Annotated in this window: 12 protein-coding genes; 9 read left to right on the forward strand and 3 right to left on the reverse strand. The window is 47.5% G+C overall.

Features of this window, described 5'->3' with window-relative positions; genetic code table 11:
• Position 1 precedes the first annotated feature (1 nt).
• The gene (locus M0P91_RS14525) at positions 2 to 577 is read left to right on the forward strand and encodes a ComF family protein (RefSeq protein WP_295069025.1); all 576 of its coding nucleotides are present in this window, start codon (positions 2 to 4) and stop codon (positions 575 to 577) included.
• Here the strand turns inward: M0P91_RS14525 and M0P91_RS14530 are convergent, their stop codons facing one another.
• From M0P91_RS14530 to M0P91_RS14540, 3 genes are read right to left on the reverse strand one after another with little or no spacing between them, the layout of a single operon-like run.
• Positions 578 to 2074 carry a SagB/ThcOx family dehydrogenase gene (locus M0P91_RS14530; RefSeq protein ID WP_295069028.1) on the reverse strand — a complete coding sequence of 499 codons (1497 nt, stop codon included), beginning with the start codon at positions 2072 to 2074 and terminating at the stop codon, positions 578 to 580.
• A 23-nt stretch (positions 2075 to 2097) separates the two neighbouring features.
• Entirely contained in the window at positions 2098 to 3375 is a 1278-nt protein-coding gene (locus tag M0P91_RS14535) for a hypothetical protein (RefSeq protein ID WP_295069031.1), read from the reverse strand.
• Positions 3375 to 4778: a DASS family sodium-coupled anion symporter gene (locus tag M0P91_RS14540; RefSeq protein WP_295069034.1), complete on the reverse strand. Its 1404-nt coding sequence runs from the start codon at positions 4776 to 4778 to the stop codon at positions 3375 to 3377. Before M0P91_RS14540 ends, M0P91_RS14535 begins: the two co-directional genes overlap by 1 nt.
• A gap of 163 nt (positions 4779 to 4941) precedes the next feature.
• Here M0P91_RS14540 and grpE point away from each other — a divergent pair, with 163 nt between their 5' ends.
• The 8 genes from grpE (at position 4942) to M0P91_RS14580 (ending at position 12343) form a co-directional block, all read left to right on the forward strand.
• The gene (gene grpE, locus M0P91_RS14545) at positions 4942 to 5481 is read left to right on the forward strand and encodes a nucleotide exchange factor GrpE (RefSeq protein ID WP_295069037.1); all 540 of its coding nucleotides are present in this window, start codon (positions 4942 to 4944) and stop codon (positions 5479 to 5481) included.
• 113 nt (positions 5482 to 5594) lie between these two features.
• Positions 5595 to 7472: a molecular chaperone DnaK gene (gene dnaK / locus M0P91_RS14550; RefSeq protein ID WP_295069040.1), complete on the forward strand. Its 1878-nt coding sequence runs from the start codon at positions 5595 to 5597 to the stop codon at positions 7470 to 7472.
• Between the two features lie 258 nt (positions 7473 to 7730).
• Positions 7731 to 7943 carry a hypothetical protein gene (locus M0P91_RS14555; RefSeq protein ID WP_295069041.1) on the forward strand — a complete coding sequence of 71 codons (213 nt, stop codon included), beginning with the start codon at positions 7731 to 7733 and terminating at the stop codon, positions 7941 to 7943.
• A 79-nt stretch (positions 7944 to 8022) separates the two neighbouring features.
• Positions 8023 to 8316, forward strand: a complete 294-nt coding sequence (locus M0P91_RS14560) for a type II toxin-antitoxin system RelE/ParE family toxin (protein WP_295069042.1) — start codon at positions 8023 to 8025, stop codon at positions 8314 to 8316.
• A 10-nt stretch (positions 8317 to 8326) separates the two neighbouring features.
• The gene (locus M0P91_RS14565; protein WP_295069045.1) at positions 8327 to 8626 is read left to right on the forward strand and encodes a HigA family addiction module antitoxin; all 300 of its coding nucleotides are present in this window, start codon (positions 8327 to 8329) and stop codon (positions 8624 to 8626) included.
• Positions 8627 to 8881: 255 nt separating this feature from the next.
• The gene (locus tag M0P91_RS14570; protein ID WP_295069047.1) at positions 8882 to 9925 is read left to right on the forward strand and encodes a response regulator; all 1044 of its coding nucleotides are present in this window, start codon (positions 8882 to 8884) and stop codon (positions 9923 to 9925) included.
• 172 nt (positions 9926 to 10097) lie between these two features.
• The gene (locus M0P91_RS14575; RefSeq protein ID WP_295069050.1) at positions 10098 to 11330 is read left to right on the forward strand and encodes an EAL and HDOD domain-containing protein; all 1233 of its coding nucleotides are present in this window, start codon (positions 10098 to 10100) and stop codon (positions 11328 to 11330) included.
• The gene (locus M0P91_RS14580) at positions 11327 to 12343 is read left to right on the forward strand and encodes a hypothetical protein (RefSeq protein ID WP_295069053.1); all 1017 of its coding nucleotides are present in this window, start codon (positions 11327 to 11329) and stop codon (positions 12341 to 12343) included. The genes M0P91_RS14575 and M0P91_RS14580 overlap by 4 nt, the downstream gene beginning before the upstream one ends.
• Positions 12344 to 12376: the final 33 nt, after the last annotated feature.

The following is a 12376-nucleotide window of genomic DNA, read 5'->3' on the forward strand; positions in this document are numbered from 1 at the left end:
CATGAAATGCATGATATGTGAGAGCTGGAGCTTTTCGCATATCTGTGTTACTTGTCAAAACAACCTGCTCACTCCCCGTCTCCACAAACGTAAAATTCTCGGAAATATTCCCGTCTACTCTTTTTATCCCTACGATGAGATCGAATCTCTGCTGCTGACCAAGCATACCGATATCGGATATTATATTTACACCATTCTCGCAAAGCGCTCTTTGGGGACGTTCGCGCAGACATGGGAGTATGGTTACCGTGTCGCTTCAATCGGGATCGACGATGATCCCAAAAGCGGCTACAGCCATACGGCAGTATTGAACCGTGCACTCCGATCTCCCGCGATTACACCGCGTTACGGAAAACTACGAGCGCAGAATCATCATAAATATGCGGGGAAAAGTGTTGAAGAGCGCCTCATGAATCCCAGAGGCTTTCTCTGTTCCCCTTTTAATGAAGAGGAGGTGATATTGGTCGATGATATTGTGACCACCGGTCTAACCTTGAGTGAAGCGGCCGAAGCGCTGCATGCTCAGGGAAAAAAAGTGATCCTCTGCCTTACCTTAACCGATGCGGAGAATAAGTAGTCAGTAGGGCGGCAACGTTGTAATACGTGTGTCAACAATCGCACGGCCGATCGTAAAATGGTAAAGAGATTGATAGCGTTGATCCCTTATCCCCAGTAAGGCATGAAACTCATCGTCCAAAAAGCATCCGATCCCTGTTGCACTGAGATGTAACGAGGTTGCTTCAAGATAGAGCATTTGGCCGATCATGCCGCATTGATGATAGAGATTTTTGTAGCCGATTCCTCCGTGTATTTCGAGCGCTGATGAAAACGTGCAGAGCATCCCAAAACTAAACGCCCCCTCTTTGGCGATCTCTTGGTTGCATGAAACCATCTGAGCTGCACCACGAAAATCCCCTTCTCGTAGGAGGTAAAGCCCCTCGTCGCACTCTTTCCACGTAAAGGTCTCATCCAATGTCTGCTGTAGAGAGATCAGATCTTTTTTGTCACGAACATAGAGATAGAGCCCTTTTCCCAGCCCCTCTACCCGATGAACGAAAAGAACAAAGTGGACATTGCTTGTATTCTCACACAGCAAGGAGGCGCTCAAGAGTGATCGAAACTGTTCCTGTGTTATTGTGCTTCCGTCCATCATTTGTGCGCTGCGGCGTTTGAGAATGATCTCTCCAGAGCTTTTGGAAGGGGCGGGAAGGTAATTTCCCCTCTTTAGAGGGGGTATTTTGGGATAGATCCCCTTAGTCGCATCCGCTATTACCTCTAAAACAGGCCAAAGATGGTGAGCGGGGCTGAGTCGATTTGCATCGTAGGAGATTTTAGGGGTATGAGGCAATGTGAGTGACGTTCCTGCTCCGATTCGAATCAGAAGATCGGGACTCTCTGTTTCATTTGGATCAAAACGTTCAACTTGATCAAGTCCGCACAATGAAGCAATCTTAGTCGAATCGACATTTAGCAATTCACATTTCCATCCGAGCATTGAGGCGGCAATGTTGATTGACTGATAGGCGTGTCCCGCATCCAATTGGCAATAGCGCCAGCATCGCTCTCCGTATTTCCACGCTTCTCGCCAGACAACAGAGCTGAGGGCTATGAAAAATGTCCCCTCTTCTAAGGATGAATCGTAGGTATGGAGCAGTTCCAGCGCATGTTCTCGGGGAGCATAATGGGAGAGAGTGGCGTGATCACTTATCCCTTCAATAGAGGGTGCAATAACATAACACTCGGTTGGATGGAGATTCCCGCTGCTGGCATTGCAGCGCAACGCCCACGAGGAGCCTCCGTGACTTTTGATAGCGGCTAGTCCCAGTGAGTAGCGAAGGAGTTGCGAAAGTGACTCATAACACAACGGTGCGGTGGGCAAGGGATCTTTTTGAAAAAGAAGATGATACGGGGGTGTTGCCTCAGAGTGAGTGAGCGGGATGAGCGTTGCACCCTTGTAACGCCGAAAAGGATCGGGTTGGGTAGCCCAGTCCATGTACCCCAGACTGGCGGCATAACGCGCGCGACGGTGTTTGGTTCGGTCGTGATAGTCGAGGAGGGTGGCAATCGTTTTCATAGGGGGATTGTCGGTTAAAACGGTTAAATCTTCCCTTTACTCACCGATCCGGAGATGGAATTTAAAAGTTCCCGAAGCATTTGATCGTGGGTCGTGGTCGTATTGAGTTCCAGACGGCTCAGATCAGAGAGGAGCTCCCCCTGATATCGGACCCCTTTGGGATTCAAATCGGCGGTGAGGAGGGCATTCAAACGGATTGCGGGCTGGGTGAGGTTATACTCTTGTTTGAATATTTTCGGGATCGTGTGAGCATCACTCAGGCGGAGGGAAACTTTTCCCCCCTCGGAGGTGAGATCGGTGAGGGCGTCCAGTTTCCCTTCCAGCGGGGAGCGGTAGCAAAAGAAACGAAACAGCGAACCGATGTCGGCGTGTTTCGTAGTGAGCTTCAGGCGGAAAGGTTCAAGATCCTCAAAGAAGAGGGTCGCTTCGGTTGCGCTTCGGGAGAGGGTTGTCCCCGCATGGAGGGTCAGGTGATGTTCATCCCCTTTTAAATGGCCGTTTAGATCAATCGCACCGTGAAGCGGGATCCCGATGATCTGCTCCGCCACCCCGGCTTCATCGAGGGAGAGATCGGCAGAGAGATCGACGTTAAAGTGCCGGATTCTCCCCTGCTCATCGGCCAAGAGTTTTTGGAGGCTGAAACTCTCGTTGGAGTCGTTTTCGGGAATTTCGGTCGCCTTAAACCGGTTCGTGCGGGTTTTGAGAGAGAGGGACCCGGTAATGTTGCGCTCATGGATCCCCTCTAGTCGAAGGGAGCCGTAAAGGGCCGAATCGTTGTCCGAGAGGTACTTCATCCGGTTCATCAGCGGGGTGATCGGAAAAGCGGTAAGGTCGAGCTCTATCCGGGCGAGGTGAAGATGGTGCAATGTCAGCCGGTAAGCGGTAGATCCGTGGGAGTAGCGGGCATCACCGGAAAGGGTAACGGTGGAGAGGCCGCCGTTTAGGGTACCGGAGGTCTCCCAGCTCATGGGGAGGGGATTGAGTCCTCCGAAACGGGAGAAAACGAGACGATAGCGGGCCTCTGTTTTTAGTTTCGCCGGCGAGAAGGAGCCATGAACGACAAACGTATTGGAGAGGGTGTCATGGCCGATCAGATCAAATCCGTTGTATCGCAAACGAAAGTCGCTCAGGATCAGGGGAGCGTCGCTCAGTGCATTGAGCCGTTTTTCTACCCACGGTTTGAAGAGCTGATTGCCCCACGGGGTGAAGAGAAGAGTGTAGAGGATCAGGAAAACCGAAGAGAGGGATATCGCAATTTTCCCCCCTTTGCTCCGGCAGAACTGTTTAAACAGGGTTACCATTAGGAGAGGGCGAGTATCCATGGGGTACCGATCGCTAAAAAGATGATGAGATTGAGCAGTGTCACGCTTCCGCCGTAAAGATAGATTTCACGAGCGCTGATGTAGCCGGAACTGAGATAGATGGCGTTGCAGGATGAACCTTGCGGGGTGATCGTCGCGTTGAAATTGGTGGCGAAAAGGAGCATCATCGCCATCAGTTCACCCGGCACGCCGGCTGAGATCCCGATGCTGAGAAAAATACCGAAGAGGGCAAGCAGGTGGGCACTTTGGGAGACGAAGAGGTAGTGGATCAGGACATAAACGATTACCAGCAGAAGGTAGACCCATCCCCAGGATAAACCGGTCAAATAGGTGGTGAAATGGTTCGCGACCGCCCCCATAAATCCCATTTCGGCCAGCTGCGTACTCAGGGCGAAGAGGATGGCAAACCAGATCAGGGTGCTGAGCGCTTCCCCCTGCGTTTTAAAATCTTCGATACCGAATACCCGCGTCGCCATTAAAATCCCCAAACCGCCGAAGGCGACGGCGGTCTTGTCAATCGGGAAAATCCCCGAGAGGGACCACAAAAGGAGCATCCCTGTAAAAACGGCTCCGGTAATCCATTCGTTCCGGCTGACCCCCCCCATGATCTGCAACATTTCCACCGCTTTTTGAGGGGCATCGGGGGTTTCTTTGAGTTCGGGGGGGTAAATCCGAAACAACATCCACGGTATCAGGAGAAATGCGATGAGGGTCGGCAGAAAAGCGTAGAGGAACCAAGAACCGAATGTGATATGGATTCCCATCGTTTCGGAAATTTTAGCCCCGATCGGATTGACCGCCATGGCGGTGAGCCAAAGTCCCGAGGAGATGGTGAGCCCCGACATCGAGGTCATCATCAAATAACTTCCCGCCTTTTTATGGGTACCGTCCCCCGTTTTCGAACCGCAATCGTGCGCGAGGCCATAGACGATCGGATAGAGGACGCCGGAGCGGGCTGTATTGCTTGGAAATGCGGGGGCGATCAGGATATCGGTGGCGATCAGGCTGTATCCCAGCCCCAGAGTAGAGTGGCCGAAACGGCGGATAATGTGCAAAGAGATCCGTTTGCCGAGTCCCGATTTATGGACGGCATGCGAGACGAGAAAAGCGGCGACGATCAGGAGGATAAAACTCTCAGAAAACCCGGCATAGGCTTTGGCGGGTTCAATGACACCGGATAAGACGCTGAGCGACAACGAAATGAGCGATGCGGTGATAATGGGGAGGAGATTCCCGAGTATCGAGAGAATAGCCGCAAGAAAAATGGTGAAAAGATGCCATGCTTCGACACTGATGTTAAGGGGCGGAGGAATCATCCATACGAACGAAGAAAAAAGAAGCAGTGCAAACAGAGGGTACAGTCGCTTGAATCCGATAGACATCCGACCCCTTTTTTTAGGGTATTATAGCATTTATGGGGGTGAAATACACTTGATACTATATGACTCAACTATTCTTCCTAAAAACAATCATATTCCTCTTGACAACAGTTGACTCAATGTATTATAATAACACCGGATTTCAAAAAAGGAGTCGTATAAACTTATGTCTAACGAAGTAAATGAAGAAGTAATCAACGAGGAACAACCTGCCCTGCAAGAGGGTGAGGAAGCAGTCGCTGAGAGCATGAATGAATTAGAAACTATCCAAGCCGAATTGGCATCGTTTAAAGATAAGTACGCCCGCGTACATGCCGATTTCGACAATATCAAAAAACGGTTAGAGCGTGAGAAATATCAAGCGCTTGAGTACGCAAACGAAAAATTTGCGAAAGATTTGATCCCCGTGGTCGATTCACTCTCTATGGCGATCGGTGCAACGGCTATCGAAGCCGATGCAACAGTATTGCTTGAGAAACTCAAAGAGGGCGTTGAACTCACGATGAAACAACTCTTAAGCGTTCTCGAAAAACACGGGGTGACTCCGGTGGATGAATCCGAACCGTTTGACCCGAATATCCATAATGCGGTTCAGCGTGTGGAGAGTCCCGACCATCAAAGCGGTGATATCGTCAACACGTTTCAAAAAGGGTTTCGATACAAAGAGCGAACCCTTAGAGATGCGATGGTAGTAATAGCCAATTAAGTAGAAAATACAATATGCCGCATTTGGGCTTACTGCCGAAGTAAACCAAGTGTTAACGTAGCCATAGGGGCTTTGCTCCTATGGCGTTAAAAAATAAATAATAAGGAAACAAAATGTCAAAAGTTATTGGTATCGATTTAGGAACAACAAACTCATGTGTTGCGGTCTATGAAGGGGGCGAAGCAAAAATTATCCCGAATAAAGAGGGGAAAAACACGACTCCTTCCGTAGTTGCATTTACGGACAAAGGGGAGATCCTTGTCGGTGATCCTGCAAAACGTCAGGCGATCACAAACCCGGATAAAACGATTTACTCGGTCAAACGTATCATGGGTCTCATGATGAACGAGGAAAAAGCGAAAGAGGCGCACGACAAAGTCACCTATAAAATCGTCGATAAAAACGGTATGGCTGCGGTTGACGTAGCGGGTAAAGTGTATACCCCTCAAGAGATTTCGGCAAAAATCCTCTCTAAACTCAAAGCAGATGCAGAGAGCTATCTCGGCCAAGCGGTAAGCGATGCGGTTATTACGGTTCCTGCGTACTTCAATGATGCACAGCGTAAAGCGACCAAAGAGGCGGGAACGATCGCGGGTCTTAACGTTCTTCGTATCATCAATGAGCCGACGGCATCTGCATTGGCATACGGATTGGATTCAAAAGGGGATGAAAAAGTTCTCGTTTATGACCTAGGGGGCGGAACGTTCGACGTTACGGTCCTTGAAATCTCTGAGGGGACTTTCGAGGTTCTTTCAACAGACGGGAATGCATTCCTCGGTGGAGACGACTTCGATAATAAAATCGTCGATTTCCTCGCAACCGAGTTCAAATCTGACCACGGAATCGACCTAAAAGCGGACAAAATGGCCCTTCAACGTCTCAAAGATGCGGCTGAAAATGCGAAAAAAGAGCTCTCATCCGCAGAAGAGACAGAGATCAATCTTCCGTTTATCACCGCAGACGCATCGGGTCCAAAACACTTAGTTGTGAAATTGACTCGTGCAAAATTTGAAGGGATGATCGATACTCTCGTAAAAGAGACGATCAGCCATATCAAAACTGCAATGAAAGATGCAGGGATGAGCAACAATGAGATCAACGAAGTTATCATGGTCGGCGGATCAACGCGTCTTCCGATCGCACAAAAAATGGTATCCGATGAATTCGGCGGTAAAACGCTGAACAAAGGGGTGAATCCGGATGAGGTCGTAGCGGCCGGTGCGGCGATTCAGGGCGGCGTACTTCGCGGAGATGTTAAAGACGTACTTCTTCTTGACGTTACCCCGTTGTCTCTCGGGATCGAAACGCTTGGCGGTATCGCGACGAAAATCATCGAAAAAGGGACCACTATCCCGGTTAAAAAATCGCAAGTGTTCTCGACTGCGGAAGACAACCAACCGGCCGTCAGCATCAGCGTTGTCCAGGGTGAGCGTGAATTCGCCCGCGATAACAAATCTCTCGGATTGTTTGAACTTAACGGTATCCCGGCAGCACCTCGCGGTGTACCTCAAATCGAGGTCACTTTCGATATTGATGCCAACGGTATCTTGACCGTTAGCTCGACCGATAAAGGGACCGGCAAATCGCAGTCTATCACGATTTCGGGAAGTTCAGGATTGAGCGAAGAAGAGATCAACAAAATGGTCCAGGACGCGGAGAACCACAAAGCCGAAGATGCAAAACGCAAAGAGATCGTAGACCTTCGCAACCAGGCGGACGCCCTTGCAAGCCAAACCGAAAAATCGCTTAAAGAGATGGAAGGCAAAATCGACGCATCCGAAAAAGCGGCGATCGAATCGGCTCTTGAAGAGCTTAAAGCGGTACTAAAAAATACCGATTCGACCAAAGAAGAGATCGAAAGCGCGACCAAAAAATTGGCAGATGCAAGCCACAAAATGGCAGAGCAAATGTACAAACAAAACGAAGGGGGCGAAGCCGCTTCATCAAACGCGAAAAAAGATGACGACGTCATCGACGCTGAAATCGAGTAAGTCCATTTTTATACGCCACGGGAGTAAAACCCCCGTTGGCTACGTTAACACTGGGTTCTCTTCGGCAGAGTGCCCACACACCCTTGCGTGCGTTCTCCGTTCACCCTGAGCCAGTCGAAGGGCGTTTTCTCCGTCATTCCCGCGAAAGCGGGAATCCAGCTTTTTCACTGATACTCTGTTACTTCAATATAATCTATACTTTTACTTTCACTATTTTTTAATTTATCCAGTTGTATAAATAGATACCAAGGATAAAAAATGAATATTTCAGATGCCCAATATAAACAACAAGATTGCAATAGTAATCATCTTACACTTGATCAAGCCGAGAAAGAAAAAAAGTTACAAGCACTGTTTGCACTAGGTTCTTATCCATTGGGGGGTCAATTATATAAGGAGATTAAGCACGCTCGTAGTGTTTTGGGTAAAGTTCCAAACCGTAAACCGTTATATAAAGAAGATGAACTTTAATCTCTCCCGTCCGCCCTGAGCTAGTCGAAGGGCATTTTCACTTAACTCATTTCCTTTTTCTTCACGTTATAATGCTGTCATGGCAGACAAAAATTCTCGTTCCTACAATATGTCACGCATCAAATCAAAAAATACAACCATCGAGCTTTTATTACGTCGTGAGTTATGGAAAAGTGCATTTCGAAAACTCGATCAGATTGATTCGGTCATCATGTTGGACGAATTAAAAGTTCCCCCCGGAAATCGTCTTGAAAAACTGCGTGGAAATAGAGACGATCAAATGAGTATCCGTATCAACGATCAATATCGCATCTGTTTTAGATGGAGTGAATCAGGTGCGGTAAATGTAGAAATAACCGATTACCACTCATAAGGAGTAAGCGATGAACATTCCAACTCACAGACCTCCCACCCATCCGGGTGAAATGCTACTCACTGAATTTTTAGAACCGATGGGGATATCTCAGCGGACATTAGCTGATGCGATCCATGTCCCTTATCAGCGTGTCAATGAGATCATCAATCAAAAACGGGGGATTACCCCTGCAACGGCATTGCGTTTGGCAAAATATTTCGGGATGTCGGCGGATTTTTGGCTCAATCTCCAAATCCGATGGGATTTATATCGATCCATGCAGTCTGAAGCCAAAGAGATTGCGATGATTCAGCCTTTGGCATCGTAAATTATTAGGTGACCTTACGCATAGTATTGGTTTTAGCCATTCAAAGTTGCCTTTGGCTTCGTCATTCCCGACTCGATCGGGAATCCAGCTCTCTCTTATGGGGATGGATCCCCGGGTCAAGCCCGAGGATGACGGAAAACGAATCGAGTGCGTAACATCAGTTATTAGTATAAACAGACAATACAATTTTCTGAAAACCGATAGTATTTTTTATAAGTAAAATAGTGTATGATTTAAAGAAAAAAAGAGTATCTAATGGTTAATGTACAAGTGATTATAGCTGCGGTAGCCGTAGTGGCAGCCGTTTTGGTTTTTTACTTTATTTTCAAAAGAGGCTCAACTCCGCAAGCGCCCGGTGATACATCGGAAAAAAAGGATAGTCCGGAAGCAGTTGCCCAAGAGAAGGTAAACGTAGTTCCGGAGATACAAGAAGAAGAGGTTGGAGTCATAGCATCGGCTCCCGAAGATAAATCTTTAATGGGTAGAAGAAAAAGTGACAAGAGCATCCAAAAACGGTCCGTTCCGGATCGTGGAAAAATTACAAAACAAAATTTTTCTGAATTCGCCGGTGAGAGAATTTTGGTTGCAGAAGACAACCTGATCAACCAAAAAGTTATTTTGGGTCTGTTAGCGGAGAGCGGCATAGAGCTGGTGATGGCCAATGACGGTCAGGAAGCACTGGATATACTTGAACACGACACAAAATTTGTAATGATTTTAATGGATGCCCACATGCCGAGAGTGGATGGTTTCGAGGCAACCCGTATCATTCGGGCAAATCCACGGTTTGATCACATCTTGGTTGTAGCGCTGAGCGGGGACACCGCATCGGATGACATACAAAAGATGAAAGATGCGGGAATGGCTGAACAGTTGGCAAAGCCTCTGAGAATGGAAGCCCTCTACAATATCATCTATGCCTATACCGGCAAAGAAACGGATAAAGATGAGTTTGAAGTAGCGGTAATGACAAAAAATTTAGATATTAATAAAGGGCTTGAAACGTGCGGAGGAGACGGGGATTTTTACCGTGAAATCTTATCCGAGTTTATTACCGACTATGCCGATTCTTCTGTTAAATTAGGGGAATTTTTGCGCTCTAATCGTATTGAAGCGGCGGATGCGTATCTTCTTGATATTATCGGTGTAAGCGAAAACATCGGAGCGCATATGCTCGCTGGAATTGCTTCAAATATGAAACTCGCTCTGCGTGACACGGAACAGAGTTATTTTAGCCTTTTCGACCAGTATAAGGTCCATCTTGATAGATTAATGCAGGATATTCGAGAGTATTTATGATCATTCTGCCCGATCTGAGCGTTTGGGCAAAAGGTAAAGAGTGAAGAGGGTTCGCCCGTTCATCCTTTATTCTTTTGAATTTCTCCCAAAAAAGGGGAGACTCCCCTTTTCTTTATCCGATTCCAGTGAACCCCTGTTATAATTGTTGTTACTTTAGTCTATTGGGATATCCATGAGTGAGAGATATATCGGACGTCAACCCATCATTGATACACGGGCCAAGATCGCCGCATACGATTTGCTGTACCGTGAGAGCGGGCATAGCGATAACAACAGTGTGACGGCTGCGGTCATCAGTAATCTTTTGGGAACATTCAGCATGAATGCGATACTGGGCAAACATCTCGGATTTGTACGGATTGACGGGGAGTTTCTCGAATACGACGTGATCCACTCCCTTCCCAAAGAGAAAATTGTTTATGCCCTCCTGACCGATACAAAAATTACGGAGATCATTTTAAAACGGCTCTCTGCATTAAAAGATGAGGGGTATCTGTTTGCATTAAACGATTGCATTTACGATCATAAAACGGCCGATATCTTTGCCCCTTTATTGCCGTCGCTCCAGTATATGAAGATTGATGTCTCGCGAAGCGATTTAACCCTTGTAAAAAATTTTATACCGATGTTGCGCCGGTACGGAATCAAGCTGATCGGGGCGAAAATCGAGAGCCATGATGTGTATGAATTGTGCCGATCCATGGGATTTGACTATTTTCAGGGGTACTTTATTTCCGAACCCAATATTATCAAAAATGCGGCCTTTTCTCCGGAACATGAGGGGATAATACGCCTTTGGAATTTGCTCCAAAACGATACGGAGATACCTGAACTGGTGGAAGAATTTCAACACAATCACGCCCTGAGTATGAAACTGCTCCATTTTATCAATTCGGCAGCCTTTTCTCTGCGAAACCCGGTCTCCTCCATTGAGCATGTGTTGAAACTGATGGGGCGTGATCCGATCTCCCAGTGGATTATGCTGTTGATGTTTTCCGAAGGGGAGAAAAATTCCGAAGTGCGTGTACCGCTGGTGCTGATGGTGATCAACCGTACCGAATTGATGAGCTCTCTTTTAAATCTTGTGAATCCGTCCGCATCGAGAGGGGAAAAATCGACAGCCTATTTTGTCGGGATGCTCTCTTTGATCCATCTGCTCTTCCATATGCCCCAAAAAGAGGTGTTGAGCCGGCTAAATATCTCTCCGGAGATTGAGGCCGCTTTGCTGAAGGGGGAGGGGATTTATGGCGAATTGCTTGAGGTGGTCCGTTCGATCGAGCTTTTTGATACGGAAGCGGTGGGGAACTATTTGAAAACAAAAGGGTTGAGTTTTTCGTATATCGAACCTCTTCTTCAGCAGGTGATGGAGAAAGTCAATACGTTTGAAAAGGCGATGGAGCAATGAAACAGGGGTATATGAAACGGGTTGCATTAATACTGATCGTGATATTTGGCGCGGCGTACGGGTATGCTCAGGAGTATAAGATCGTTTTGCTCTCCTACTCAAAATTTGAAGAGGCTAGAAAAGGATTAAACGCGCTTGAACCGAAACTGGATGAAAGTTATCACAAGCTTCAATCGCAATACCGGTATGAGATCGTTGCACGTCCTTCAGGGCGGGCTTTTTTAATCGGAATTGAGCCGATTGAAGGGAGAGAGAATGCCGATCGGATACGTGAAAAATTTTCTCCCCTTTTTCCGAAAAGCTATATTGATAAATATTATGGCCCGACAGAGGGGAGCGTCTTTATGGTTCATGCCGCTGCCGCAGTCGCCGCAGCGACGGAGGAGAATGAGACGGCCTCTCCTTCCGTAGAAACCATTCCGGCCGTAACGCCGAAAGCAGTAACAGCAAACAAGGTCCCGGTTGCCGTTGCGGAAGAATCTACAGGGGTGTGGATTTTAATCGTTTTGGCTGTTATAATCGCCACCGTTTTGTATCTGCGCAAAGGCAAAGGGGAGTTAAAACCGCCCGCTGGGATAGAAGAGGAAAACCTCTCTGTTGTACGAGAGATTCCTGAAGAGGAGACGATTTCGGAAACAATCGAGCAAGCACCTCTAGAGACAACCCCGGATGCGGGATCAAAGACTCACTCTTTAGAAGAGAAGGGAGAGGATACGGTTTCGCAGACCCCCCTCTCGGCGGAGGCACAAGGGGATGTAGGGATTCAAAAGGATAGTTTTGATAAACTGAAGTCCAATATGTTTTTTATGCTGTTGGTGAATGAGCTGAAAACAGCATCGGAGAATCGGGAACATGAACAGTGCCGTGATATTATTGCGGAGATGCAGCGGTATGAGAAGAACGGTCCGAAAAGTACCGTCGTTCAAACCATGTCAGAACTGGTAGAAATGAAAAAATTTACACGTCTTTTAGCATTTATAGAGGCAAAAATGAAAGAGGGGGAGGAATCATGAAAGAGTTTTTAGAGAGAGCCAAGCTGGCAAGCC

The organism is Sulfuricurvum sp. (assembly GCF_023229695.1).
Taxonomy (GTDB): domain Bacteria; phylum Campylobacterota; class Campylobacteria; order Campylobacterales; family Sulfurimonadaceae; genus Sulfuricurvum.

Bases quoted from the DNA above. Each gene is read 5' to 3' on its own strand.
- M0P91_RS14525 (WP_295069025.1), top strand. From the start codon at position 2: ATGAAATGCATGATATGTGAGAGCTGGAGCTTTTCGCATATCTGTGTT.
- M0P91_RS14530 (WP_295069028.1), bottom strand. From the start codon at position 2,074: ATGAAAACGATTGCCACCCTCCTCGACTATCACGACCGAACCAAACAC.
- M0P91_RS14535 (WP_295069031.1), bottom strand. From the start codon at position 3,375: ATGGTAACCCTGTTTAAACAGTTCTGCCGGAGCAAAGGGGGGAAAATT.
- M0P91_RS14540 (WP_295069034.1), bottom strand. From the start codon at position 4,778: ATGTCTATCGGATTCAAGCGACTGTACCCTCTGTTTGCACTGCTTCTT.
- grpE (WP_295069037.1), top strand. From the start codon at position 4,942: ATGTCTAACGAAGTAAATGAAGAAGTAATCAACGAGGAACAACCTGCC.
- dnaK (WP_295069040.1), top strand. From the start codon at position 5,595: ATGTCAAAAGTTATTGGTATCGATTTAGGAACAACAAACTCATGTGTT.
- M0P91_RS14555 (WP_295069041.1), top strand. From the start codon at position 7,731: ATGAATATTTCAGATGCCCAATATAAACAACAAGATTGCAATAGTAAT.
- M0P91_RS14560 (WP_295069042.1), top strand. From the start codon at position 8,023: ATGGCAGACAAAAATTCTCGTTCCTACAATATGTCACGCATCAAATCA.
- M0P91_RS14565 (WP_295069045.1), top strand. From the start codon at position 8,327: ATGAACATTCCAACTCACAGACCTCCCACCCATCCGGGTGAAATGCTA.
- M0P91_RS14570 (WP_295069047.1), top strand. From the start codon at position 8,882: ATGGTTAATGTACAAGTGATTATAGCTGCGGTAGCCGTAGTGGCAGCC.
- M0P91_RS14575 (WP_295069050.1), top strand. From the start codon at position 10,098: ATGAGTGAGAGATATATCGGACGTCAACCCATCATTGATACACGGGCC.
- M0P91_RS14580 (WP_295069053.1), top strand. From the start codon at position 11,327: ATGAAACAGGGGTATATGAAACGGGTTGCATTAATACTGATCGTGATA.